This is a genomic window from Thauera sp. WB-2 (assembly GCF_027594845.1).
In the GTDB taxonomy this organism is placed as follows: Bacteria; Pseudomonadota; Gammaproteobacteria; order Burkholderiales; family Rhodocyclaceae; genus Thauera; species Thauera mechernichensis.
This window is the reverse complement of the sequence record NZ_CP088935.1, coordinates 1,653,454-1,679,335: the sequence shown is the minus strand read 5'-3', so window position 1 is coordinate 1,679,335 and position 25,882 is coordinate 1,653,454. Positions and strand designations below refer to the sequence as shown.

24 protein-coding genes are annotated in these 25,882 nt (G+C 65.2%); all 24 read right to left on the bottom strand.

All coding sequences use genetic code 11. The features are described 5' to 3' along the window. Nucleotides 1-40: 40 nt before the first annotated feature. Complete coding sequence (gene purF, locus LQF09_RS07680; protein WP_002923800.1) at nucleotides 41-1,597, bottom strand: amidophosphoribosyltransferase; 1,557 nt, start codon at nucleotides 1,595-1,597, stop codon at nucleotides 41-43. A 10-nt stretch (nucleotides 1,598-1,607) separates the two neighbouring features. Beyond that, a complete protein-coding gene (locus LQF09_RS07675) occupies nucleotides 1,608-2,099 on the bottom strand; it encodes a CvpA family protein (protein WP_002923799.1) in 492 nt (163 codons plus the stop codon). 9 nt (nucleotides 2,100-2,108) lie between these two features. Next, nucleotides 2,109-2,819 (bottom strand): SPOR domain-containing protein, encoded by a 711-nt coding sequence (locus tag LQF09_RS07670; protein ID WP_270069596.1) that lies wholly within the window; start codon nucleotides 2,817-2,819, stop codon nucleotides 2,109-2,111. Nucleotides 2,820-2,829: 10 nt separating this feature from the next. Beyond that, on the bottom strand, nucleotides 2,830-4,143 hold the full coding sequence (gene folC / locus LQF09_RS07665) for a bifunctional tetrahydrofolate synthase/dihydrofolate synthase (protein WP_002923797.1): 1,314 nt from the start codon (nucleotides 4,141-4,143) through the stop codon (nucleotides 2,830-2,832). Between the two features lie 8 nt (nucleotides 4,144-4,151). Then, a complete protein-coding gene (gene accD, locus LQF09_RS07660; protein WP_002923796.1) occupies nucleotides 4,152-5,030 on the bottom strand; it encodes an acetyl-CoA carboxylase, carboxyltransferase subunit beta in 879 nt (292 codons plus the stop codon). Next, complete coding sequence (gene trpA, locus LQF09_RS07655; protein ID WP_002923795.1) at nucleotides 5,027-5,848, bottom strand: tryptophan synthase subunit alpha; 822 nt, start codon at nucleotides 5,846-5,848, stop codon at nucleotides 5,027-5,029. Before trpA ends, accD begins: the two co-directional genes overlap by 4 nt. 42 nt (nucleotides 5,849-5,890) lie before the next feature. Next, nucleotides 5,891-7,102, bottom strand: a complete 1,212-nt coding sequence (gene trpB, locus LQF09_RS07650) for a tryptophan synthase subunit beta (protein WP_002923792.1) — start codon at nucleotides 7,100-7,102, stop codon at nucleotides 5,891-5,893. Then, nucleotides 7,089-7,712, bottom strand: a complete 624-nt coding sequence (locus LQF09_RS07645) for a phosphoribosylanthranilate isomerase (RefSeq protein ID WP_270069595.1) — start codon at nucleotides 7,710-7,712, stop codon at nucleotides 7,089-7,091. Before LQF09_RS07645 ends, trpB begins: the two co-directional genes overlap by 14 nt. Continuing rightward, on the bottom strand, nucleotides 7,713-8,510 hold the full coding sequence (gene truA / locus LQF09_RS07640; RefSeq protein WP_002923788.1) for a tRNA pseudouridine(38-40) synthase TruA: 798 nt from the start codon (nucleotides 8,508-8,510) through the stop codon (nucleotides 7,713-7,715). It abuts the gene before it with no gap. Further along, nucleotides 8,507-9,151 (bottom strand): CbiQ family ECF transporter T component, encoded by a 645-nt coding sequence (locus LQF09_RS07635; protein WP_270069594.1) that lies wholly within the window; start codon nucleotides 9,149-9,151, stop codon nucleotides 8,507-8,509. Before LQF09_RS07635 ends, truA begins: the two co-directional genes overlap by 4 nt. 60 nt (nucleotides 9,152-9,211) lie before the next feature. Continuing rightward, complete coding sequence (locus LQF09_RS07630) at nucleotides 9,212-12,454, bottom strand: FimV/HubP family polar landmark protein (RefSeq protein ID WP_270069593.1); 3,243 nt, start codon at nucleotides 12,452-12,454, stop codon at nucleotides 9,212-9,214. A 211-nt stretch (nucleotides 12,455-12,665) separates the two neighbouring features. Continuing rightward, a complete protein-coding gene (gene asd / locus LQF09_RS07625; RefSeq protein WP_002923783.1) occupies nucleotides 12,666-13,799 on the bottom strand; it encodes an aspartate-semialdehyde dehydrogenase in 1,134 nt (377 codons plus the stop codon). Between the two features lie 53 nt (nucleotides 13,800-13,852). Then, nucleotides 13,853-14,917, bottom strand: a complete 1,065-nt coding sequence (gene leuB, locus LQF09_RS07620; protein ID WP_002935761.1) for a 3-isopropylmalate dehydrogenase — start codon at nucleotides 14,915-14,917, stop codon at nucleotides 13,853-13,855. A 51-nt stretch (nucleotides 14,918-14,968) separates the two neighbouring features. Beyond that, nucleotides 14,969-15,607, bottom strand: a complete 639-nt coding sequence (gene leuD / locus LQF09_RS07615; protein ID WP_002923781.1) for a 3-isopropylmalate dehydratase small subunit — start codon at nucleotides 15,605-15,607, stop codon at nucleotides 14,969-14,971. Beyond that, nucleotides 15,607-15,738, bottom strand: coding sequence for an entericidin A/B family lipoprotein (locus LQF09_RS07610; protein ID WP_002923779.1), 132 nt, complete (start codon nucleotides 15,736-15,738; stop codon nucleotides 15,607-15,609). The genes leuD and LQF09_RS07610 overlap by 1 nt, the downstream gene beginning before the upstream one ends. 27 nt (nucleotides 15,739-15,765) lie before the next feature. Further along, nucleotides 15,766-17,175, bottom strand: coding sequence for a 3-isopropylmalate dehydratase large subunit (gene leuC / locus LQF09_RS07605; RefSeq protein WP_002923778.1), 1,410 nt, complete (start codon nucleotides 17,173-17,175; stop codon nucleotides 15,766-15,768). 85 nt (nucleotides 17,176-17,260) lie between these two features. Next, nucleotides 17,261-18,076: a M48 family metallopeptidase gene (locus LQF09_RS07600; RefSeq protein ID WP_002923776.1), complete on the bottom strand. Its 816-nt coding sequence runs from the start codon at nucleotides 18,074-18,076 to the stop codon at nucleotides 17,261-17,263. A 13-nt stretch (nucleotides 18,077-18,089) separates the two neighbouring features. Further along, complete coding sequence (locus LQF09_RS07595) at nucleotides 18,090-19,250, bottom strand: MFS transporter (RefSeq protein WP_002923775.1); 1,161 nt, start codon at nucleotides 19,248-19,250, stop codon at nucleotides 18,090-18,092. Between the two features lie 27 nt (nucleotides 19,251-19,277). Continuing rightward, nucleotides 19,278-20,408, bottom strand: a complete 1,131-nt coding sequence (gene aroC / locus LQF09_RS07590) for a chorismate synthase (RefSeq protein ID WP_002923774.1) — start codon at nucleotides 20,406-20,408, stop codon at nucleotides 19,278-19,280. Nucleotides 20,409-20,579: 171 nt separating this feature from the next. Beyond that, nucleotides 20,580-20,897, bottom strand: a complete 318-nt coding sequence (ilvN, locus tag LQF09_RS07585; protein ID WP_002923773.1) for an acetolactate synthase small subunit — start codon at nucleotides 20,895-20,897, stop codon at nucleotides 20,580-20,582. Beyond that, nucleotides 20,897-22,564 (bottom strand): acetolactate synthase large subunit, encoded by a 1,668-nt coding sequence (gene ilvB, locus LQF09_RS07580; protein WP_002935767.1) that lies wholly within the window; start codon nucleotides 22,562-22,564, stop codon nucleotides 20,897-20,899. Before ilvB ends, ilvN begins: the two co-directional genes overlap by 1 nt. A gap of 363 nt (nucleotides 22,565-22,927) precedes the next feature. Then, nucleotides 22,928-24,592: a long-chain-fatty-acid--CoA ligase gene (locus LQF09_RS07575; RefSeq protein ID WP_270069592.1), complete on the bottom strand. Its 1,665-nt coding sequence runs from the start codon at nucleotides 24,590-24,592 to the stop codon at nucleotides 22,928-22,930. 217 nt (nucleotides 24,593-24,809) lie between these two features. Then, on the bottom strand, nucleotides 24,810-25,262 hold the full coding sequence (locus tag LQF09_RS07570; RefSeq protein WP_002923770.1) for a CBS domain-containing protein: 453 nt from the start codon (nucleotides 25,260-25,262) through the stop codon (nucleotides 24,810-24,812). A gap of 98 nt (nucleotides 25,263-25,360) precedes the next feature. Continuing rightward, complete coding sequence (fdxA, locus tag LQF09_RS07565; RefSeq protein ID WP_002923768.1) at nucleotides 25,361-25,684, bottom strand: ferredoxin FdxA; 324 nt, start codon at nucleotides 25,682-25,684, stop codon at nucleotides 25,361-25,363. Between the last annotated feature and the right edge of the window lie 198 nt (nucleotides 25,685-25,882).

The window sequence follows — 25,882 nt, the reverse complement described above, 5'->3', positions numbered from 1 at the left end:
TCGGATGTTCAGGAGGCTTGCGTGCAGGACGTCAGCAGGCTCAGTGGTCGCCAGCGGAGGCGAGATTGAGGTCGAGCTGGCCGCCCTCGCCGCCCTCGCCGTCGTCGCCATGGTCGCCGGCATCACCCTTGCCCGCCGCGGGCTCGCTACGCTGATTCTCGACGCCGTTCAGATACTCGGCCGTGATGTCGCCGGTAATGTAGCTGCCATCGAAACAGGACGTCTCGAAAAAGCTAAGGGCGGGATTGAGCGCCCGCACGGAAGCCTTCAGATCGTCGAGATCCTGGTAGATGAGGCCGTCAGCCCCGATCTCGCGGCAAATCTCCTCATCGTTGCGATCCGAGGCGATCAGCTCACCGCGCGTGGGCATGTCGATCCCATACACATTGGCATAGCGCACGGGAGGCGCCGCAGACGCGAGGTAGACCTGGGTCGCGCCAGCTTCGCGCGCCATATTCACGATCTCCTTGCTCGTGGTGCCACGGACGATCGAGTCGTCGACCAGCAACACGCTCTTGCCCTTGAACTCCTGGTGAATCGTGTTGAGCTTCTGGCGCACAGACTTCTTGCGCGTCGCCTGGCCCGGCATGATGAAGGTGCGCCCGATGTAGCGGTTCTTGACGAAACCCTCGCGGAAGGGCAAGCCCAGGCGATGCGCCATCTGCATGGCCGACGGCCGGCTCGAGTCCGGGATCGGGATCACCACGTCGATGTGCACCTTGGGCATGGTCCGCTTCATCTTGTCGGCCAGGAACTCGCCCATCTTCATGCGCGACTCATAGACCGACACGCCGTCGATGATCGAATCGGGTCGCGCCAGGTAGACGAACTCGAACATGCATGGCGCGTGCACCGTCTTGGCCGCGCACTGGCGGCTGTGGAAGCGCCCCTCGATATCGACCAGCACGGCCTCGCCCGGCGCGACGTCACGCAACAAGCGGAAGCCCAGCACATCGAGGGCGACCGACTCGGAGGCGACCAGCCACTCGCTGCCCGCAGCCGTGTCGTTGCGGCCGATGACCAGCGGTCGGATCCCGTACGGATCGCGGAACGCCAGCAGCCCGTAGCCGGCGATCATGGCAACGACCGCATAGGCACCACGGCAGCGCCGATGCACGCCGGCCACTGCGGTGAAGATCGCGTCCTCGTCGAGCTTGAGCCCCTTGCTGGCTGCCTGCAGTTCATGTGCCAGCACATTCAGCAGCACTTCGGAATCGCTGCTGGTGTTGATGTGGCGCAGGTCCGAGAGGTACATCTCGCGCTTGAGTTCGTCCGCATTGGTCAGGTTGCCGTTGTGCGCGAGCAGCAGCCCGAACGGCGAGTTGACGTAGAAAGGCTGTGCCTCGGCCGCGTTGTAGGCCGAGCCCGCGGTCGGATAACGCACATGGCCGATTCCCCAGTTACCGGTCAAGTTGCGCATGTTGCGCGTACGAAAGACGTCGCGCACGAGGCCCGAGCCCTTGTGCATGTGAAAGCGCCCGCCCTCCGAGGTAGCAATGCCCGCCGCATCCTGGCCGCGGTGCTGCAGGACCTGCAGTCCATCATAAAGAAGCTGGTTGACCGGAGAAGTCGCGACGACACCGAGAATTCCACACATGGAGGTATGCCTATCTGAATCGAATCTTGTCGGCCACCTCGTCGGGCAGCCAGGGTTTTGCAGCAATCACGGCCGATTCCATCGGCGCCGAAAACAGCGCCTGCGACCACCAGGGCTCGCGCGCCACGCCCGCGATACCGCCGACCAGGACGACGACGAACGCGACCGCAAGCCCGCGTGCAACGCCGAACAATGCACCGAAGAAGCGGTCCGTCGCCCCCAGGCCGGCAGCGCGCAACAGCTCCCGCAGCAGGTAGCGCAGCAAGGCCGCGATCAGCAGCACTGCAACCACCACCAGCGCGCCGCCCGCAACCTGCCTCCACACCGGCTCCACGATCATGCCGGTGAAGAACGCCGCTGCCTGTTCGTTATAGCGCCAGGCCGCAAAAAGTGCTGCCACCCAGGCCAGCAGGGCGACAACCTCGCTCACCAGCCCTCGCCACATGCCGATCGCAGCCGAAAAGCCGAGCACACCCAGGAAGACGTAGTCGAACACTGTCATGGCTGCGTCTCAACGCGGCTGCAGGACGGCCTGATGGCCCGACGCCTTCAGGCGCGCGGCCACCGAGTCGGCTGCCTGCCGGCCCGTGATCGGGCCGACGCGTACTCGTGTCACGCTGCCCGAGCGCTCGGTGAAGGCCTGGAAGCCCTGCGCCTTGAGTTCATCGGCAAGGCGGGCAGCCTTGGCGGCATCGCTGAAGGCGCCGACCTGGATCACGAAGGCCTCGCCACGTGGCGGCACGGGCTGGCCCGAAAGGATCGCGCGCACCCTCGCCTCCTCGTCGGCATCGGTTGCCGCTCGGCTTGGCGCCGGCTTTGCCGCCGGCGATGCCTCCTGGCGCACCGGCGGCGCCTGAGGCGCCACCGCAGGCGGCCGCGCTGTCGTGGCAGGCGCAGGCGGCGGAGCCGCAGGCGTTTTCTCTACAGGGGGCGGCTCGACCGGATCGACCGCAACCAACTGCGGGCCATCGGCGGCCACATCGTCATCCTCGGATACGGCAGGTGGCACGGCCGCCACAGACTCCGCGGGAGCAGCCGGCCGTTTCAGCGCAGGGGCTGCGGCCCGATCGGGGATCGTGATCTGGATGTCCTGCACCGAAGGGTGCGGCTCCGGGTCCATCATCATGGGCAACACGATGGCAGCCAGCAAGGCGAGCGCAACCGCGCCGACCAGACGTCGGCGCGCGCGCTTCTTGATATCCACGTTGTCAGCGTCACTCACCGGGAGAACCTCATCGCTGGCGTGCGGCCTTGATCGCCGCAAGCACATCGGCCACTGTCAGGAACGAGCCAAAGACGACGATTCTATCACCCTCGGCTGCAGCATCTTGCGCTGCAGCAAACGCAGCAGCCGGCTGTTCGTAGCAACGGATATCGCCCGCACCGCCAGCCGCGCGCACACGTGCGGCAAGGTCTTGTGCCGAAAGGCCGCGCGCGCCGGGCAGGTCGGCGAGCAGCCAGTGGTCGACGCGCCCAGCCAGACGCTCGACCACCCCCTCGACGTCCTTGTCTGCCAACATGCCGAGCACGGCCCATGTTTCCGGAAAGAAACCCATGCTGCCGAGGTTCTCGGCCAGCACACCCGCTGCCTGCGGATTGTGCGCGACGTCGAGCACCACCGCCGGGCGCCCCGGCAGCACCTGAAAGCGCCCGGGCACCTCGACCAGCATCAGTCCCTGACGCACATGCTGCATGGACACGGGCAGCCGCGCACGCAACAACTCGAGCGCGGTGATGACCGCAGAGGCGTTGAGCAACTGGTTGGCACCGCGCAAGGCCGGATATGCCAGCCCGCCACGCTTTACGAGACCGCCCTGGGCACGCGGCCGCTCGTACCGCCAGTAGCCCCACTGCTGGCGGTCACCACCAAAACCGAAATCCCGGCCGCTGATCCACAGCTCTGCCCCAATGGCCGCAGCATGGTCCACCAAGGTCGCAGGTGGCTGGGGGTCTCCGCACACGGCCGGACAACCCGTGCGAAAGATACCCGCCTTCTCGTAGCCAATCGCCTCGCGCGAATCGCCGAGGAACTCCATGTGGTCCATTGCCACGCTGGTCACGATCGCGCAGTCGGAATCGAAAAGGTTGACCGCATCGAGCCGGCCACCCAGACCGACCTCCAGGACGATTACATCGAGCCCTTCGCCCGCCAGCACCGACCACGCCGCAAGCGTGCCATGCTCGAAATAGGTCAGCGGCGTGTCGCCGCGCACCGCCTCGACGGCGGCAAAGCCTTGCACCAGGCGCTCGTCGTCGACATCCCTGCCGTCGATGCGAACACGCTCGTTGTAGCGCAACAGGTGGGGCGATGTGTAGCAACCGACGCGATAACCTGCCGCCAGCAGAATGCCCTCGAGCATCGCACAGCACGAGCCCTTGCCGTTGGTACCGCCGACGGTGATGACCAAGGCCTCGCTGCCTGCAGCCATCGCCTGCTGGACCTTGCGCACACGCTCGAGACCGAGCTCGATGCGTTGCCCATGGCGCTGCTCGAGCAAGGCCAGCCAGCCCTCGAGGCTGGCTGGCAGCCCCGGATCCGCAACCACCGCAGGCCTCACGCCGAAACCGCGTCCGCAGGCTGGCGCGTCAGCATGGCAAGCACGCCTGCGATCTCGTCGCGCATCTCGCGTCGATCCACGATCAGGTCGATCGCCCCTTTGTCGAGCAGGAACTCGGCGCGCTGGAAGCCTTCTGGCAGCTTCTCGCGCACCGTCTGCTCGATGACGCGCGGGCCGGCAAAACCGATGAGCGCGTTCGGCTCTGCGATCACCACGTCGCCCATGAAGGCAAAACTGGCGGACACGCCCCCCATGGTGGGGTCCGTCAGCACGGTGACGAAGGGCAGCCTGCGCTCGGCAAGACGCGTGATCGCAGCCGTGGTCTTGGCCATCTGCATCAGCGACAGCAACCCCTCCTGCATGCGAGCACCACCCGAGGCGGTAATGCAGATGAAGGGGATGCGCTGCTCGTAGGCACGCTTGGCGCCGCGCACGAAGCGCTCACCCACGACCGAACCCATCGAGCCGCCCAGGAACTCGAATTCGAAGCAGGCCACGACCACCGGCAGGCTCTTGATTGCGCCCTGCATCACCACCATCGCGTCTGCTTCGCCTGTGTCGGCGGTCGCGGTCGACAAGCGCTCCGGATACTTGCGCGAATCCTTGAACTTGAGCGCATCGACCGGCGTCACCTCGGCACCGATCTCGACCCGCCCCTCGGCGTCGAGCAGCACGTCGAGGCGCCTGCGCGCGCGCAGGCGATGGTGATGCCCGCACTTGGGGCAAACGCCCAGGCTGCTGTCGAGGTCCGAACGGTAAAGCACCGACTCGCAGCCTTCGCACTTGCTCCACAAACCCTCGGGAATCGACTTGCTGCGCGCGGACACCTCGCCGCGCTTGATCTTGGGCGGCAGCAGCTTTTGCAACCAACTCATTGAGTCACTCCTTTACCGGTGGCGAGGTCGTCAAGCGCGCAGCGGATGTCGCGCATGAAGGCGGCAACGCGTGCAACCTCCTCGCCAGGGTTGTTCTCGATCTCTTCGATGATGCGGCTGCCGATCACCACCGCGTCGGCCACTGCACCAACCGCGCGCGCACTCTCCGCATCGCGGATGCCGAAACCGACGCCCACCGGCATGCCGACGGCCGCGCGGATGTCCGGAATGCGGCGCGCAACCTCCTCGACGTCCAGCTTTGCGCTACCGGTGACGCCCTTGAGCGAAACGTAGTAGATGTAGCCGCTGCCGGCAGACGCGACGTCCGCATAGCGCTGCTCGGACGAGGTCGGCGCGAGCAGGAAGATCGGATCGAGGCCACCGGCCTTGGCCGTGGCGGCAAAACCGACGCACTCTTCTGGCGGGTAGTCGACCACCAGCACGCCATCGACCCCGGCTTCGGCCGCGGCACTGACGAAGCGCTCGGCCCCCATGGCCTCGATCGGATTTGCATAACCCATGAGCACCACCGGCGTGGCGGCATCGGTTGCGCGGAACGCCCGTACGATCTCGAGCACCTTGCGCAGGCTCATGCCCTGAGCCAAGGCACGCTCGGATGCGCGCTGGATGGTCGGGCCATCGGCCATGGGGTCGGAGAACGGAACGCCCAGCTCGATGATGTCGGCGCCCCCGTCGACGAGGGCCTGCATCAGCGGCAGGCTCAACTCAGGACTCGGGAAGCCGGCAGTGACGAAGGGGATCAGCGCCTTGCGGCCTTCGGCCTGCAGGCGCTGGAATACGGTCTGGATTCTTGACATGTCTCGATCACACAGCGGGCCACCATGGCGGCCCGCGTTGGTTCAGAACTCGATACCGGAACGCTCGGCGACGGTGTGCATGTCCTTGTCGCCACGGCCGGACAGATTGACGAGCAGGACCCGGTCCTTGGGCAGGGTCGGCGCCAGCTTCGCGGCATAAGCCAGCGCATGCGAGGACTCGAGCGCGGGAATGATGCCCTCGAGCCGGCAAAGATCGTGAAAGGCCTTGAGTGCCTCGTTGTCGGTGATGCCGACATAGGCGGCACGGGCACTGTCCTTGAGCCAGGCATGCTCAGGACCGACACCAGGATAGTCGAGCCCTGCCGACACCGAGTGCGTCTCGATGATCTGTCCGTCCTCGTCCTGCAGCAGGTAGGTACGATTGCCGTGCAGCACACCCGGCCGACCAGCCGTGAGCGAGGCCGAGTGGCGACCACTGTCGAGACCGTCGCCCGCCGCCTCGACACCCACGAGCTTGACGCCGGGGACGTCGAGGTAAGGATGGAAGATGCCCATCGCGTTCGAGCCGCCACCGACGCAGGCGATGACGTAGTCGGGCTGGCGCCCCGCCATCTCCGGCATCTGCTCGATACACTCCTTGCCGATCACCGACTGGAAGTCGCGCACCATCATCGGATACGGATGCGGCCCCGCAACCGTGCCGATGATGTAGAACGTGTCGGCGACGTTGGTGACCCAGTCGCGCATGGCCTCGTTGAGCGCATCCTTGAGGGTCTTCGAGCCGGACTCGACCGGCACCACGGTGGCACCGAGCAGCTTCATGCGATAGACGTTGGCCGCCTGGCGCTTGACGTCCTCGGCGCCCATGTACACCACACACTCCATGCCGTAGCGCGCGGCCACGGTGGCGGTGGCGACGCCGTGCTGGCCTGCGCCGGTCTCGGCGATCACGCGCGGCTTGCCCATGCGGCGGGCCACCAGGGCCTGGCCGATGCAGTTGTTCACCTTGTGCGCGCCGGTATGGTTGAGGTCCTCGCGCTTGAGGTAGATCTGTGCGCCACCGAGCAGACCCGACCAGCGCTTGGCGTGGTAGATCGGACTCGGACGACCGACGTAGTGCTTGAGTTCGTATTCGAACTCGGCGATGAATTCCGGATCGGCCTGGCAGGCTGCGTAGGCTTCGCGCAGCTCGGCCAGTGCGGGCATCAGCGTTTCGGAAACGAAGACGCCCCCGTACGGGCCGAAATGCCCGCTCGCGTCGGGAAACTGGTAAGGCGTGTCAGCCATCTGCATGTCGAACTCCGGCTATGAAGGCAGCGATCTTCGCCGCATCCTTGATTCCCTTTTCACTCTCGACCCCGCTCGACACATCGACCGCCCACGGGCGCAGTCTGCGCACCGCGTCGCCGACGTTGTCCGCATCCAGACCGCCGGACAGCACAAGCCGGCCGCCGAACCCGGGAGGGATCAGCGACCAGTCGAAAGTCTTCCCGCCGCCACCATAGCCATCGACGAACGCGTCGACCAGAATACCGCTGGTGCCGGGATACGAAGCTGAGAATTCTACCAGATCGACCCCGGGGCGCATCCGCGCGGCCTTGATCCAGGCCCGCCCGAAACGCGCGCACTCGGCCTGCGCCTCATCGCCATGGAACTGCAGCAACTGCAAAGGCACGCGCGCCAGCACGGCTTCGACGTCCGCCGCCGCTGCATTGACGAACAGACCGACGGAACTCACGAAGGGCGGCAACAGGGCAACCAGTTCGGCCGCCTGTTCGATGCCGACTGCACGCGGACTGGGCGGATAGAACACGAAGCCGATGGCGTCAGCCCCCGCGTCGACGGCGGCGCGCACGTCTTCCGGCCTTGTCAGGCCGCAGATCTTGATTCGGGTACGGGGCATTCAGGCGAGGGGTAGCTGGGGCAGCGCGATGATACGCCCATCGTCCGGCAGCGGCCAGCGCGACGGGTAGCTCACGCCGCACAGGTAAAGCCCGTCAGGCGCAAAGGTGGGCGCAGCCCCGCAACGATCGCAGGACTCGAGCAACTCACGCATCCAGGGCACGGGATAGCGCCCCTTGCCAACGTACACAAGCGCACCGACAAGATTGCGGATCATATGGTGCAGGAAGCCATTGGCACGAAAATCGAACAGCAGGTAATCGCCTTGCCGGGAAACCGCCGCCTCATGCATCAGCCGCACGGGCGTCTTCGCCTGGCAGCCGGCGGCGCGGAAAGCGCTGAAATCATGCACGCCCACCAGGCACTCCGCGGCGGCGGCCATACGAGCCTCATCAAGCGGCAGGTGGAACCAGCCTACCCTGCCCGCAAGCAGCGCCGGGCGCGTTGGCGTGTTGTGCAGGATGTAACGATAGCGCCGGTCGGTGGCGAGAAAGCGCGCATGAAAGGTGTCGTCGACCTCCACTGCCCAGCGCACCACCACCGCCGCTGGCAGCAAGGCATTGACGCCGCGGACCCAAGCGCTCGCCGGACGATGCGCATCGGTGTCGAAATGCGCAACCTGCACGCTGGCGTGCACCCCGGTATCGGTACGGCCGGCACAGTGCAGCCGCACCCGCTGCGCCGCAATCTGGCCAAGCGCAGACTCCAGCACGTCCTGCACGGTACGCCCGTGCGCCTGACTCTGCCAACCACAGAAGGCATCGCCGGCGTACTCCACGCCGAGCGCAATTCGCTTCATGCCACACTCCACCAGATCAGCGCCGCGAACACAGCGATCGCAACCAAGCCATCGACCAACCCCAGGCGTTCTCGGAGGATACGCACCGATTCGCCGTCGCCTCCGCCCTCGTCACGCCCAGTCGTATCCGCTCGCCCACGCTCGCACTCGTCTTCCAGCCAGTGCCTCCAGTCACCGTGCTGAGTGCCGCGCGGACTCGCCTCGACCAGGCGCAGGACGAGCAGCAGCCGCAAGGCGAGCCGCTCGGGCGGCACGCCGAGCACACGCAGGGGCGAGGCAAGCGCATGCAGGCCACTGACCAGGCGCTCGATCGGCAACCGCTCGAGCAGCAACGCGACCGCACACACGACTGCGAGCAGGCGCCCCGCATGAAGCAAGGCGAGCATCGCCCCTTCACGGCTGGGCCCCAGTCTCGGCCAGTCGACCCACAAGGCCTCCCCTGGGGTGAACCAGGCAAACAGGACCACGATGGCGAGGAGCAGGATGCGGACACGCCGCACCAGCCTCCATGCACGCACGCGCGCCCACAGCAGTGCGGCGCACGCACAGGCAAGGACGGCAACGCCGAGCGCGGATATCGGCAACAACTGCACCGAAGCAACCGCGGCCAGCCAGAGAAGAAGGATCAGGCCTGAATGCATCTTCGTGAACGAACCGGGCCGCTGCAGGCTGGCCCGCAGCGGCCCGTGACATGGCCAGCCTCAGCCGAGGCGGGCGATCATCTCCTGCGCCGTCCGCTGTTGCCTGGACGACCCCTCGCCGAGCACCTCCTGGAGCAGTTCGAGCGCGCCTTCGTTGTCGCCCATCTCTTCGTAGGCACGCGCGAGCTCAAGCTTGGTCTCGGCCTCCTCGTTGTCGGCTTCATCAGCCGCCGCCTCGACGACCTCGGGCAGCGGTTCGTCATCGACCGCCTGCGGGCGCGGTTGGCCGATGTCGGTGGATTCTGCCTCGAAAGGTACCGCTGTCATCTCCGGCACACCCTGATCGTCGAAATTCTCCAGATCGAGGTCGATCGAGGTCAGGTCCAGCCCAGCTGGCCCCATGGTTGCCGGGATATCGGTTGCAGAAGGCGTATCGATATCGAAGTCGAACTCGAGCAGGCTGCTGTCGAAACTCGTCTTCTCGAGATCGACGATGCGCTCGTCGCCCTGCACCTCGCGCCCCTCGACACTCGAGACACCCTCGGCATCCGCCGGGAACGCCTCATCGCCGTCACCGGATGCCGGGAGGCTAGAAGCGACGACGGTGGCGTTCAGGTCGAGCAAGCCGGATGCGGGCGGCTCGGACTCCATGTCAGGCAACTCGAACTCGAGCCCGCTGACCAAGCCATCGGTGCTCTCGAACTGGGTCGCAGTGGCATCGCTGGCAGTCGGCTCGGGGAGATCGCCAAGCTCGGGCGCCTCCTCCACCTCAAGCGCCTCAGCAGCACCAGCGGGCGGCTCGGCTGCCGCTGCAGGCACTTCAAAATCGCCGATGTCCAAGTCGAACACCAGCCCACCGTCCTCCTCCTGGCGAGCCTCGACCGCCGCAGCCTCGGCCGCAGGCTCACCGGACACCGCCAGATCGAGCGAAGCGACGTCCTGCACCTCGTCAAGATCGAGTTCGAAATCGATCACCTCATCGTCGATCTGGAGCGCGGCCTGATCCTCCTCGACGGAGGCTTGCGGCGGCAGGGTGTCGGGCAGCTCACCTTCGGCGTTGGTGAGACGACTCAAGTCGCCCGGAACCGTCCAGGTGTCGCGCAGCTGGGACTGACTGGGCTCAACTGGAGACGAGATGGTGAAATCGAGCGCGGACAACTCCTGCGCGGCCTGCTCCTGCTGATCGCCAGCAGCGGCAGACGGTACCTCTTCTGCCTTGACCGCAGCCGTCGCCAGAGCCGCTCCGGCTGCTGCCAGCGCGACACCCTGATCGACCGGGGCGCGCGCACCGCCCTGCTGAGTAGGCGCATCATCCAGCGCCGTCGCAGGTGCAGGTGCCGACGCTGCTGCCGGTGCCGCTGCGGCAGCGTAAAGCGGATTATCGGGATCGAGCTTGCGCCCCATCGCCGCGGCCTTCTCCCAATCGCGGCCGTTGCCAGCGCTCTGCGCGTACAGCTCGGTCGCCACGGTCTCGAACTGGCGCGCGCTGCGTCGCTGCGCGTAGATCTCCAACAGCTTGAGATGAATCGCCGTGCGACCCGGATCGGCCTTGAGCGCGTCAAGCAGAATCTCCTCCGCCTGAGCATCGCGACCGTAGGCCATGTAGACGTCAGCCTCCGCCACTGGATCGACCCCCTCGTCGGCGTCGATCGCGGATAGTCCGGATTGGCTGAAATCCGTGTGCATGATGCTCGTGGCACCCGTATCCACGCTCTGCCCGCCGCTACCGAAGACGGCCTGGCTGTTGCCACCCAGGGCATCGGCGTCGAGCGCCGAGGAAGCAGCCTGGATTTCCGCCTCCTTGCGTCGCTGACGAAGCTTCAAGCCGAGCAGCGCCAGCAACAGTGCGAGTACGCCACCACCCCCTGCGAGCACCGCGGGATCAGCCATCAGGCTGTCGACAAGACTGGGCTGCGGCGCAGGCGCTGCCGGCGCGACGGCGGGTGCGGGGCGTTCGGCTGCGGCCGGCGCGGAGACCGGCGCCTGGTCGGGCTGGTCCGAGACGGCTGCGGGTGCGGCTGCGGGTGCGGCTGCGGGTGCAGGCGCGGGTGCGGGTGCCGCCTCCTGCGCCACCGGCTCGGCGGGCGCAGCCCCTTCCTCGTCGCTCACAGGCGCAGTCTCGCCCTTCGCCTCGGCTTCGTCCTGGACGGTTGCCGGCAAGGTCTCGGTGACGGCACCCGGCGCAGTCGCCGACTCGGCCGCGGGCGCAGCCTCGGCCTGCTGCTGCAGCTGCCCCATCGTACCGCTCTGCAGTTCGAGCAGCTGCTGCAGATCGCGAATACTCTTCTCCAGTTGCGCCAGCCGCTGATTTGCCTCCTCCAGCGCACGCTCGCGAGACCCGAGCTCTTCCTCGAGCGCAGACAGGCGGGCCTGGGCGTCACTGTCTCCACCACCGGTCTGCGTCCGCGACACACGCACCTGGTCGCCAGCCTGCTCGACCCGGGCTGCCTCCTCCACGCGCGGCGTGATCCGGCCCACGCTCTCTTGTTCGGTACGAGCCGTCACGGGCGCCTGCTGGGCGGCCGAGCGCGCAAGTCCGCGCCGGTAGGCCTCGAAATCGGCGGACTGGGCACGGATCTCGCGCCTTGCCTCGGCAGCGTCGATCGCGCGCACCGCATCCGCCCCCGGCAGGGTCAGCACGGCACCGCTGCGCAGGCGGTTGATGTTGCCGTCATCGAAGGCCTGGGGATTGGCACGCAGCAAGGCAACGAGCATCTGGTCCAGCGTCGATCCCGGCTGGGCGTGAGCGGTCGCGATACGGTGCATCGTGTCGCCGCGGCGCACGGTATAGGTACCGGAAGGCGCGCGTACCGCAGCCGCCCTTTGAGCAGGTGCTGGGGCTGCTTGCGGGCGCGGCACCGGCGCTGCTGCCGGCGTGTCCACGCTCGCCGCCAACGGGCGCGGCGCAGCGATATCGACCGGATCGAGCAGGAAGGTGTACTCGCGTACGAGCCGCCCGCCCCCCCAGTCGAGCTCGACCAGCAGATCCACGAATGGGTCGTTGACCGGCCGATCACTGGTCAGTCGCAGCACCGGCCGCCCGCCCCGCGTATCGACACTGACACGAATCGCGCTCACCGCACTGCCATAGGTCAGATTGGCCTGGCGGAACGCATCGGCTGAAGCGATACGTGCATTGAGGGTCTGCAACTCCTCTGCAGTCGCGCTGACCTGGATCTCAGCCCGTAGCGGCTGCCCTAGGCCGCTGTACACGTTGATTTGCCCAAGCCCCGCAGCCTGGGCGGCAAACGGCATGGCTGCGATCGAGAGGGCAATCAGGGACGCCCTGAGCGACTTTGTCATAGTGTGTTTCAAACCGCGTTTCCCCCGAAGCTGAAGTCGACGGTCAATAGCGCCATGGAATTGCCTAGGAATTTAGCATTTTCCGCGACTTCCCGCATGCCGGGGCCGCACTTCGACGAAACAGACGTGACCGAATACCTAATTCCCGCGCCCCCTCACAAACAAAAAGGGGGCAAGCGCCCCCTTTCTTAACGTCACTGACGAGCAAATCTTAACGCTCGAGCAGGATGCGCAGCATGCGGCGCAGCGGCTCTGCCGCGCCCCACAGCAACTGGTCGCCAACAGTGAAGGCGCCAAGGTACTCCGGCCCCATCGCCATCTTGTGCAGGCGGCCGACCGGAATGCCCAGCGTACCGGTGACGGCGGTCGGGGTGAGCTCGCGCTCGGTGGTCTCGCGATCGTTGGGCACCACCTTCACCCACGGGTTGGCACCCGCGATGATGTCGGTAATCTCGTCGAGCGGCACGTCCTTCTTGAGCTTGATGGTCAGTGCCTGCGAATGGCAGCGCATCGCGCCGATGCGCACGCACAGGCCGTCGATCGGGATCGAGCCCGGGCTGCGGAAGGCCGGATTGCCCAGGATCTTGTTGCACTCGGCGCCGCCCTTCCACTCTTCCTTGCTCTGGCCATGCTCGACCGGTACATCGATCCAGGGGATCAGGCTACCGGCGAGCGGGGTATTGCGGAAGTTCTTCTTGGGGAAAGCGTCCGAGCGCATGGTCTCGGCGACCTTGCGGTCGATCTCGAGGATGGCCGAGGCCGGATCGGCGAGCAGATCCTTGACCGAGTCATGAATGGTGCCCATCTGGCTGATGAGTTCGCGCATGTTCTGCGCGCCGGCACCCGAGGCCGCCTGGTAGGTCATCGCCGAGATCCACTCCACCAGACCATGCTTGAACAGGCCGCCCAGGCCCATCAGCATCAACGATACGGTGCAGTTGCCGCCGATCCAGTTGCGCCCGCCCTTGGCAAGTGCAGCATCGATGACGTTGCGGTTGACCGGGTCGAGAATGATCACCGCGTCGTCATTCATGCGCAGCGCGGAGGCCGCATCGATCCAGTGGCCATTCCAGCCCGTGGCGCGCAGCCTGGGGAAAACGTCCTTGGTGTAATCGCCGCCCTGGCAGGTGATCACGATGTCGCAGGCCTTGAGCGCGTCGATGTCGGTCGCGTCCTGCAGCGGCGCAGCCGCCTCCTTGCCGCCGAAGGACGGCGCCTTGCCGCCAGCGTTGGAGGTGGAGAAATAAACCGGCTCGATGAAGGCGAAGTCGCCCTCTTCCACCATGCGCTGCATCAGCACGGAACCCACCATGCCGCGCCAGCCAACCAGACCAACTCGATTCATGTTCATCACTCTCAGCTAAGACGTTTTCTGAAATCCAACCGCGAAGCAACAGCTTACAGCGCAGCGAGCACCGCGTCGCCCATCTCGCGCGTGCCGACCCGCTTCGTACCCGGTTCATGGATGTCGCCGGTACGATAACCTTGGGCGAGCACCTTCTTGACCGCACTCTCGACTCGCCGGGCAGACTCCTCCTGATTGAAGGTATAGCGCAGCATCATCGCCGCCGACAGGATGGTGGCGAGCGGGTTGGCAAGGTCCTTGCCGGCGATATCCGGCGCGGAACCGTGCGAGGGTTCGTACAGGCCCTTGTTGTTGGCGTCGAGCGAGGCGGAGGGCAGCATGCCGATCGAGCCGGTGAGCATCGAGGCTTCATCCGACAGGATGTCGCCGAACATGTTGCCGGTGACCATCACGTCGAATTGCTTGGGCGCACGCACGAGCTGCATGGCAGCGTTGTCGACCAGCATGTGGCTGAGCTCGACGTCCGGGTAGTCCTTGGCGAGCTCCTCGGCGATATCGCGCCACAGCTGTGTCGTCTCGAGCACATTCATCTTGTCGACAGAGCACAGGCGCTTGCCACGCTTCTGCGCCGCCTCGAAGGCCACCTTGAGGATGCGGCGGATCTCGTACTCGGCATAGATCATGGTGTTCCAGCCTACGCGCTGCTGCGTGCCCTCGACCTCGCGCACCTCGATGCCGCGCGGCTGACCGAAGTAGATGTCGCCCGTCAGCTCGCGCACGATCAGGATGTCCAGGCCAGCGACGATCTCGGGCTTGAGCGAGGAGGCGTTGGCGAGTTCGGGGTACAGAATCGCCGGGCGCAGGTTGGCGAACAGCCCGAGGTCCTTGCGGATGCCCAGCAGGCCGCGCTCCGGGCGCTGGTCGCGCGGCAGCGTATCCCACTTCGGACCACCGACTGCTCCGAGCAGCAGCGCATCGGCCGCGCGCGCGAGCTTTTGCGTGGCTTCCGGATAGGGGTTTCCGGTGGCATCGACCGCGCAACCGCCGATCAGCGCCTCTTCCATCTCCATCTTGAGATCGAGCGCCTTCAGCACGCGCACGGCCTGCGCCATGATTTCGGGACCGATGCCGTCACCCGGCAGCACGCAAATCTTCATCGAAGTGTTTTCCTTGGTTTCACTAAGCGCTGCAGCTTCGAAGCCGCACGCTCAGGCAAAGTAATAGGGATGTTCGGTACGGCGCTTGTCTTCGAAGGCGCGGATCTTGTCGGCATGACGCAGGGTCAGACCGATGTCGTCCCAGCCGTTGAGCAGGCATTCCTTGCGGAAGGGGTCGATGTCGAAGGCGATCGACTTGCCATCCGGGCGGGTGATCGTCTGGGCGGCCAGATCGACACGAAGACGATACCCTTCAGCGGCCTCGCACTGGCGGAACAGCTCGTCGACCTCGGCGGCGTCGAGTTTGATCGGCAGCAGGCCGTTCTTGAAGCTGTTGTTGAAGAAGATGTCCGCGAAGCTCGGCCCGATCAGGACGCGGAAGCCATAGTCCTCGAGCGCCCAGGGGGCGTGCTCGCGCGAACTGCCGCAACCGAAATTGTCGCGCGTGAGCAGGATCTGCGCGCCCGTGTAACGCGCCTGGTTGAGCACGAAGTCGGGGTTGAGCGGGCGCTTGCTGTTGTCCTGGCCGGGCTGGCCGACATCGAGATAGCGCCACTCGTCGAAAGCGTTGGGGCCGAAGCCGCTGCGCTTGATCGACTTCAGGAACTGCTTGGGGATGATCGCGTCGGTGTCGACGTTGGCGCGGTCGAGCGGCGCAACCAGACCGTCGAGCGTGGTAAACGGCTTCATTATTTGACTGCCCTCTGGATGGCCTCGCCACCCTTTTCGATGTCCTTGCCGATGCCCTGCACGGTGTTGCAGGCGCCGAGCGCAAGCACGGCGAACACGGCGGCGCAGAGGCTTGCGATGGTTCTCTTCATCGGAAACGCTCCTCGGGAAGCGCGCGCTCAGGCGAGCGTGCGCACGTCGGTGAAGTGGCCGGTCACCGCGGCGGCAGCGGCCATGGCCGGGCTCACGAGATGGGTGCGCCCGCCTGCGCCCTGGCGGCCCTCGAAGTTACGGTTCGAGGTCGAGGCACAACGCTCGCCCGGCTCGAGGCGGTCGGCGTTCATCGCCAGGCACATCGAACAGCCCGGCTCGCGCCACTCGAAACCAGCGGCGAGGAAGACCTCGTGCAAACCCTCGGCTTCGGCCTGACGCTTGACCAGACCGGAGCCCGGCACCACCAGCACGCGCTTGACGTTGGCGGCCTTCGTGCGCCCCTTGGCAACCGCAGCGGCCTCGCGCAGATCCTCGATGCGCGAATTGGTGCAAGAGCCGATGAAGACCTGGTCGACCTTGATCTCGGTGATCGGGGTGTTGGCCTCCAGCCCCATGTACTTGAGCGCGCGCTCGACACCCTCGCGGCGTACGGGGTCTGCAACCGCAGCGGGATCCGGCACGCAGCCATCGACTGTGGTGACCATCTCGGGCGAGGTACCCCAGGTCACCTGCGGCAGGATGTCCTCGGCCTTGAGCTCGACGACCTTGTCGAACTCCGCGCCCTCGTCGCTGTGCAGACTGCGCCAGTAATCGACCGCCTTGTCCCAGGCCTCGCCCTTGGGCGAGAACGGACGGTCCTTGAGGTAGTCGATGGTGGTTTCGTCCACGCCGACCATGCCGGCGCGCGCGCCCGCCTCGATCGCCATGTTGCAGATCGTCATGCGGCCTTCCATCGACAGCGCACGAATCGCACTGCCGCCGAACTCCATCGCGTAGCCGGTGCCACCGGCCGTGCCGATCTTGCCGATGATGGCGAGCACCACGTCCTTGGCCGTGACACCGGCGCCAAGTTGGCCGTCGACCCTGACCAGCATGGTCTTCGACTTCTTCTGCAGCAGGCATTGGGTGGCCATGACATGCTCGACCTCGGAGGTGCCGATGCCGTGCGCCAGACAGCCGAAAGCGCCATGCGTGGAGGTGTGCGAGTCGCCGCACACCACGGTCATGCCAGGCAGCGTAGCGCCGTTCTCGGGCCCGATCACGTGCACGATGCCCTGGCGCTCGTCCTTGAATGGGAAGTAGGCAAGCGAGCCCACCTCGCGAATGTTGGCATCGAGCGTCTCGACCTGCTGGCGCGACACCGGATCCTGGATGCCCAGATCCCAATGGTCGGTCGGCGTGTTGTGGTCCGCCGTGGCCACGATCGAGCTGATCCGCCATGGCGTGCGCCCGGCCAGCTTGAGGCCTTCGAAAGCCTGCGGGCTGGTCACCTCATGGACAAGGTGGCGATCGATGTAGATCAGCGCCGTACCGTCAGCCTCCTGATGGACGACGTGACTGGACCAGAGCTTTTCGTACAAGGTTTGAGCTTGCATCCCGGGGATTCCGCGTCAAGAAAAATATCGATTATTTCACAAAGGCTGCGAGACTGAACAGCCGCCCGACTCAGCGCCATCGGGCTCAGCGCCGCGCAGCCTGGTACAGCGGCATGACGCGGGCGGCGTACTCAGCCAGGTCGCGCTGGCGACTGGCGTGCGAGGGGTGGGTCGACAACCACTGCGGCGGCGCCCCAGCCGACTGGGTCGACATCTTGTTCCACAAGCTCACCGCGGCACGCGGGTCGTAGCCCGCGCGCGCGGCAAGCTCGACGCCGATTCGGTCGGCCTCGATCTCATGCTCGCGAGAGTTGGGGAGCTCGAAGGTCACTTTTGCCACCGTGCTCATCAGATCCTGCCCAACCTGGCCGACGCCAAGCAGGGCACCAGCCACTGAGACCCCCAGCCCGGTGGCCATCGATTTCGACACCTGCTCGCGGGAATGCTCGCGCAGCGCATGCGCGATCTCGTGCCCCATCACGGCGGCGATCTCGTCATCAGTCAGCCTCAAGCGCTCGATCAAACCGGTGTAGATGGCCATCTTGCCGCCCGCCATGCACCAGGCGTTGAGCTCGTTGGAGGAGAACACATTCACCTCCCACTGCCACGCCGGCGCATCGGCGCGGAATACGCCCGTCTGCGCAGTCAGTCGTGCGACGATGGTGCGCACGCGCTGGACCATGGCCGGATCACGATTGAGCGCATTCTTCTGCCTCGCCTCGGCAAGCATCTGCTGGTACTGCTGCCGCGAAGCCTGCTCGACCTCCTTGGCGGACACCATCATCATTTGCGAGCGTTGCACACCCACGGCGCCGCCGCCCGTGGTTTGCACCGTCTGACACGCAACCGTCATCGTCGCCACGATGACCACGGGCAAAACGCCCCTCACAAGTCCCTTCATCGTTCCAAGCTCCTCAACCCGCTCGTCCTTCGTCCGCATCGGCAGCTACCCGCCAGCCAGCCAGCAGCCAGACCAGGCCAGCCAACGCGAACACCGAGCCCATCGTATAGGTCCAGGCCGCACCCAGCGTTTCCCAGGTGTAACCGCTCAGCAGGCCACCGAGCATGCCGCCGGCACCGAAGGAGATGCTGCCGTACAAGGCCTGCCCACGCGATTGGAGCCGTCCCGGGAACCAGAGGTTCACCACGGCGATCGCTGCCGCGTGGTAGGCGCCGAAGGTGGCACCGTGCAACAGCTGGGCGAGTACCAGCAGAGCGAGGCTGTCCGCCCCCCAGCCGATCATCGCAAAGCGCAGCACCGCACAGGCAAAGGCAAAGAGCAGGATCGTTCGCAGCCGGACGTAGCGCACCAGACGCGGCATCAGCATGAAGACGACAATTTCGGCAAGCACACCCAGCGTCCACATCCAGCCCACCAGGGATGTGTCATAGCCATGCTCGACCAGGAAGATCGAGTAGAACACGTAGAGCGCGCCGTGCGCAGCGGACATCAGGAAACAGGCGCCGAGCAGCGCACGCACCTCGGGCCGGCGCAGGGTCTCGCCCATGCTGGCCGCCGCGCGCGGCTCGGGAGCGCGCGCAGCCTCCGGCACCACCAAAGCGCACACGAGGATGCCGGCGAGGATGGCTGCGGTCACCCACAGCACGGCATCGATCGGCAGATGGTCGAGCAGGTAGCCGAGCCCGAGCACGGCTGCGATGAAGCCGACCGATCCCCACACACGGATGCTGCCATAGCGGTGCGCGGCCGTCCCGAGGTGGGAGAAGGTCAGGCCCTCCACCAGCGGCAGCGCCGCGCTCCAGAAGAAGGCCATCAGCGCCATGGCCGCGAACAGGCCGGTGAACTCGGTGGTGAGGAAGAAGCCAGCGAACCCCGCCAGTGCCGCGATCGCCGACAGGCGCACGATGGCAACGCGTGCGCCAAGCTTTTCGGCGAGCCAGCCCCACAGGTTCGGCGCCAGCACCCGCATCAGCTGCGTCAGCGACATCAGGATGGCGATGTCCGTGGCCGACAGGCTGACCGACTGCAGGTAGAGCGTGAAGTAAGGCGAGAACGCGCCGACGAAGGCGAAGTAGAAGAAATAGTAGGCGGACAGGCGCCAGTAAGGGACCATGCCGACGAAGTCCGCAACAGCCGCGCGTCAGCGCGGCGAAGGCAGGCGCTGGTGCCCCTGGGGCGCGAGTGCGGCAATCCGCGGCGTGTCGGTACTGACGTCGCCGCACTGCGCGCGGTGGCGCAGCGCGTGGTCGATCAGAACCAGCGCGAGCATCGACTCGGCGATCGGCGTGGCGCGGATACCGACACAGGGATCGTGGCGCCCGTGCGTATTGACGATGACCGGGTTGCCGGCGCGGTCGATGGAGCGGCGGTCGAGGCGGATGCTCGAGGTCGGCTTGATCGCGATGCTGGCGATGACGTCCTGGCCGGTGGAGATGCCCCCCAGCACGCCGCCGGCGTGGTTGGACAGGAAGCCCTCGGGCGTCATCTCGTCACCGTGCTCGGTGCCACGCTGGGCGACTGAGGCAAAGCCAGCACCAATCTCGACGCCCTTGACGGCATTGATGCCCATCATCGCATAGGCGATGTCGGCGTCCAGGCGGCCGTAGACCGGCTCGCCCCACCCCACGGGCACGCCGCTGGCGACCACATCGATGCGCGCACCAATTGAATCGCCCGACTTGCGCAGCTCGTCCATGTAGGCCTCGAGTTGCGGCACGATGGCGGCATTGGGAGCGAAGAAGGGATTGCCATCGACCTCGTCCCAGGACACGAAGGGAATCTCGATAGGCCCGAGCGCGGTCATGCAGGCACGGATGACGATACCGTAGCGTTCCTGCAGCCACTTGCGCGCGATCGCGCCCGCCGCGACGCGCACCGCAGTCTCACGCGCCGACGAACGTCCGCCGCCGCGGTGATCGCGCAGGCCGTATTTCTGCAGATAGGCATAGTCCGCATGCCCGGGGCGGAAGGTATCGGCGATGTTGCCGTAGTCCTTGCTGCGCTGGTCCTGGTTGCGGATGAGTAACGCGATCGGCGTGCCGGTGGTCACGCCCTCGAACACACCCGACAGGATCTCCACGGTGTCGGGCTCGCGGCGCTGGGTAACGTGGCGCGAAGTACCCGGCTTGCGGCGATCGAGTTCGGCCTGGATATCGGCCTCGCTGAGCGCGAGCCCCGGCGGACACCCGTCAACCACGCAGCCGATGGCCGGGCCATGCGATTCGCCAAAGGACGTGACGGTGAAGAGCGTGCCGAAGGTGTTGCCGGACATGGAAGGATTCGCCTCTCGTAAGCGCCGCACCTGACCGCAGAGGCCACGGCTGCAGCGCGACTGGTTGCATCATGGAAAAGGGGATGGGGCGTGAGTCTAGCACGCAAGCCCATCCCCTCTGCGCCGCCGGGCCGATGACCGCAGCGGTGCCACGCACCGGCGCTCGGGCGATCAGTGGAAGAAGCTCTCCAGACGCTCGAAGACCTCGTGCTCGGCGCCGTGCCGGCGTACCGCCAGCACGTCTTCGAGCTTCTCGACCTGGCGCACCATCTGCTCCAGGCGCTGGTCGTCGAACACCAGCAGCCAGATACGCGAGCGCTTGCCGTCCGATACCGGCATGCACAGGATGCCCTCGACGTTGAACGCCCTGCGCGCAAATAAATTGCAGATGTGGCTCATCACCCCGGGGTGGTTGTTCACATCAATTTCGAGAACGACCTTGGCGCAGCTCGTCTGCGGCAGCGGGTCGGCAACCTGTTCGATCATCATCAGCCTCCGATCATCTCGGTGTTGGCCGCACCGGGCGGCACCATGGGATAGACAAATTGTTCGCGGTCAATCGTCGCATGGATCAGGCACGGACCCGGAGCACGCAGGGCTTCGGCAAGCGCCATACGCGGATCTTCGGCCTTGTCCAGATCCACCGCAGGCACGCCGAAGCCTTCAGCGATCTTCACGAAATCGGGCTCGGTGCGGTACTTCGAGGCGAACAGGCGCTTGCCGTAGAACAGCGTCTGCTGCTGGTACACCAGGCCGAGCGCATTGTTGTTCATGAGCACGATCTTGACGTTCAGGCCTTCCTCGGCCAGCGTCGCGAGCTCCTGGATGTTCATCTTGAAGCTGCCATCGCCCGAGAAGCACACCACGGTGCGCTCCGGCTCGGCAAGCGCCGCACCGATCGCCGTCGGCATGCCGAAGCCCATCGTGCCCAGGCCACCAGAGGTGAGCCACTGGCGCGGACGACGGAAGGGATAGGCCTGCGCAACCCACATCTGGTGCTGGCCGACGTCGGTGGCGATCACCGCCTCGTCATCGAGCGCATCGGCCACGGCCTGGATAAGCCCGTAGTGGCTGCGCGGATCCTCGATGCCGGGGAGTTGCATCGGGAAGCGCGTCTTCAGGTCCGCGACCTTCGACAGCCAGGCCTCCCGGATGATCGGATCGATGCGCGGCAGAAGCGCCGCCAGGGCGACATTCACATCGGCATGGATGGCGACATGGGCATTCTTGATCTTGTGCAGCTCGGAGCGGTCGACATCGATATGAACGATGCTGGCCCTCGGGCAGAACTGCGCCGCCTTGCCAATCGCGCGATCGTCGAAACGGGCGCCGACGCAGATCAGCACATCGGCTTCCTCGAGCACGAAATTGGTGTAGCGCGCGCCATGCATGCCGAGCATGCCGATCGACAGGTGGTGATCCATCGGCATTGCGCCAAGAGCCATCAAGGTCATCGTGGTCGGCAGCCCGGCGCGCTCGGCCAGCTGGACCGCAAGCGGCGCCGCACCCGAGTGCACCACGCCGCCACCGAGATAGAGCACCGGCCGCTGCGCACCGTTGATCATGCGCGCTGCCTCTTCGATGGCAGCGAGGTCGAGCGCGGGCGTGGGGTCGGGCACCGCTGGCGGAGGCAGCTCCTCGATGCTGATGAGCTGGTTCTGCACGTCCTTGGGCACATCAATCAGCACCGGACCGGGACGGCCGGACATGGCAATGCGGAAGGCATCAGGGACGACCTCCAGCAACTCTTGTGCCGAACGCACAAGGAAGTTGTGCTTGGTGATCGGCACCGTGATGCCATAGATATCCACTTCCTGGAACGCATCCGTGCCGATCATGGCCTGCGGCACCTGGCCGGTGATGACCACCATCGGGATGGAGTCCAGGCAAGCGTCGGCGATGGCGGTGACCAGATTGGTCGCACCCGGGCCACTGGAGGCGATGCACACCTGGGGCACGCCGCTCACGCGTGCCATGCCCTGGGCCATGAAGCCCGCACCCTGCTCGTGGCGGGCAAGCACGTGACGGATCAGCTCACTGGACGACAAGGCGTCGTAGAACGGCAGGATCGCGCCGCCTGGCACGCCAGCGACGGTACGCACGCCCTGACGCTCGAGAAGACGCACGATAAGTTGCGCGCCGGTAAGTTGAATCATGTTGCTCTCCTTCGTTGCGGATTCGACAGCCAGACCGACGAGCCAAAAAAACAAAACCCCCGCCGGCCTTGCGCGCCGACGGGGGTTTGGAATCTTGCTGCTGGAGTGTTCTGTCCCGTTACGACGCGCGTTGTCCTACGCTTACTACGCGTACTACGACGACAGCGAGGAAACGGGCGGACAGGGTCATTACGGATTATCGACTTGAACTCGGAACGTCTCTTTGCAGACTGCGGCCGATTCTAATGACTAATCGCCGCATTGCACAAGAGACTTTTTCGATTGGCAGCCCGCTGCGCCCTGGCGGGAGGACTGATCAAGCCGGCCCAACCAGCCCAACCAGCCCCGACGCGCGCGCAACCATCAGGCAGCCCCACGCAGCTCCCGGCGCAAGATCTTGCCCACGTTGCTCTTGGGCAGTTCGTCGCGGAACTCGACATGGTGCGGCACCTTGTAGCCGGTCAACTCCTTGCGACAATGCGCAATCAGCGCCTCGGCGGTGAGCGCGGGGTCCTTGCGCACCACGAACACCTTCACTGCTTCGCCGCTGCGCTCGTCGGGAACACCAACAGCGGCCACCTCGAGCACGCCCGGATGACTGGCAACGACATCCTCGACCTCGTTCGGATACACATTGAAGCCCGAGACCAGGATCATGTCCTTCTTGCGGTCGACCAGCGTGATGAAACCCGCTGCATCGATGACCGCAATGTCACCCGTGCGCAGATAGCCGTCAGACGTGAATACTCTCGCCGTCTCTTCAGGGCGATTCCAGTAACCTCGCATGACCTGAGGCCCACGCACGCAAAGCTCTCCACGCTGCCCGACTGGCTGCTCGACCCCATCGTCATCACGGATACTGATGTCGGTCGACGAGATCGGCAAGCCGATCGCGTGGTTGAACTCCTTGAGATCAAGCGGATTGAGAGTAACCGCCGGAGACGTCTCGGTCAGCCCATACGCCTCGACCAAAGCCACGCCGGTCACCTTCTTCCAGCGCTCGGCAACCGCTTGCTGCACCGCCATTCCTCCGCCCAGGGACACATGAAGCGAAGAGAAATCGAGCTTGGCAAAATCGGGGTTGTTCAGCAAGGCATTGAACAAGGTGTTCACGCCGGTGATCGCCGTGAAGCGATGCTTCGCAAGCTCCTTGACGAAGCCCGGAATGTCACGTGGATTGGTGATCAGGATGTTCGTCGCGCCCACCTTGAAAAAGGTCAGGCAGTTCGCGGTAAGCGAGAAGATGTGATATAGCGGCAGCGCGGTGATGATGATCTCCTGGCCCTCGCGCACCACCGGCCTGATCCACGCATGCGCCTGCTGCATGTTGGCAATGATGTTGCGATGCGTCAGCACCGCCCCCTTGGCCATGCCGGTCGTACCGCCGGTGTACTGCAAGAAGGCAATGTCTTCATGTCCCACATCGACCGGCTTCAAGGCATGGCGGGCACCGCGCTGCAACGCGTCCGAGAAGCGTACGCTGCCGGGCAAGGACCACGCAGGCACCATCTTGCGTATCCGGCGCACGACGAAGTCGACGATCGCCCCTTTCGGGAAGCCGAGCAGCTCGCCAAGACTGGTGACGACCACATGACCGAGGGAGAGCTTGCCGATGACGCTTTGCAGCGTATGGGCAAAGTTCTCGAGGATCACGATCGCCTCGACGCCCGCATCCTTGAGCTGGTGCTCGAGCTCGCGCGCCGTATAAAGAGGATTGACATTGACGACTGTGTAGCCGGCTCTCAGCGCACCATAGAGCGCTACCGGGTACTGCAGCACATTCGGCATCATCAGGGCGACACGAGCCCCCTTTGCGAGCCCCAACTCCCCCTGAAGAAAAGCGCCGAAGCGCGCACTCAGGGCGTCGAGTTCGGCATAGGTGATCGTCTTCCCCATGCAGTAGAAGGCATCACGCTGCGAAAACTGCGCGACGCTCTTCTCGAACAGATCACCGAGCGAGCGGAACTGGTCGACGTCAATTTCGGCCGGTACGCCCGCGGGATAGCTCTTCAGCCAGATTTTTTCCACGCTACCTCCTCCTGTTGCTGGAAACTGCCGAACCGCATGATTGCCGTTCGGCCCCGCCCTCCCGAGGCGTCGGGTCAACCCGTGAGGGCAGCCCCGCAATTCCAACTTGATCGCGCCCGATTATTTTGGGTTGGGCGTCAATCGGACGAAAACAGATTCGTCACGGAGGCGTGGCGACACGGTCGCCACAAGCCGGAGTCGCTACTCCAGCGTCTGTTCAGCGCTCCTCCTGTTCGGCCTCAGGCCAATTCCTGATGTAGTTCTTGAGCATTCGGTTCTCGAAGCTCTGCTCTTCGAGCACCGCCTTGGCCACATCATGAAAACTGACGACACCCAGCAGCGTATGATCTTCCATGACCGGCAGATAACGCTGGTGATGCTCGACCATGAGGCGCCTGAGCTCGTCCATCTCCATGTTTGGCGAAGCAGCGAGCGGATCTCTCAACATCACGTCCTCGACGCACAGAGCCTGCCAGTCAGCGCCGCCCTTCTGCACGGCCTGGAGGACCTGACGGAAGGTCAGCATGCCCACCATTTCGCCACGCGAGAACACGACGAGCGAGCCCACGTCCTGCTCGTTCATGATCTCTACGGCTTCTGCAATGCTCTTCTTCGGGGAAATGGTGAAAAGCACCTTGCCCTTGATCGCCAGGATCTCGCTCACCAGCATGTCGTTCTCCGAACCTCGTCGGTTTCAGTGTCAAGTCTGCGCCATATTAGTGCATCGATGCGGCAGCGCATAGCCGCCATGCACGCCGATGGGTGCAATCAGCGCACAAGCTCGTCGAGCTTACCCTTGACCTTCGCCCAGTCCTCAGCATCGGGCAAGGGATCCTTGCGCTCGACGATCGGCTTCCACTGCCTGGACAGCTCCGCATTCAGCGCAATGAAGTGCTGCTGATCCGCAGGCACATCGTCCTCTGCATAGATCGCTTCCACCGGGCACTCGGCCACGCAGAGCGTACAGTCGATGCACTCCTCGGGATCAATGACGAGGAAGTTGGGCCCCTCGCGGAAGCAATCGACCGGACACACGTCCACACAGTCGGTATATTTACAGCGAATGCAGCTTTCGGTGACGACGTAGGTCATCGCAGGATCTCCGTTTGTCAGGCGCCCAGACCACCCATCGACGAGGCGCAGGACGTGAATATAGTCCAGCCCATTGTTTTTTTGCCACGCCTCGGCGCTCAGTTTATTGGTCAGCCATCAATCACGCTTGACGGCCGCCGAACCTTCGCATAAGTTTCGCCAAGCTTCCTTTCCGGAAGGCTTCCCCTTCCGCCAACC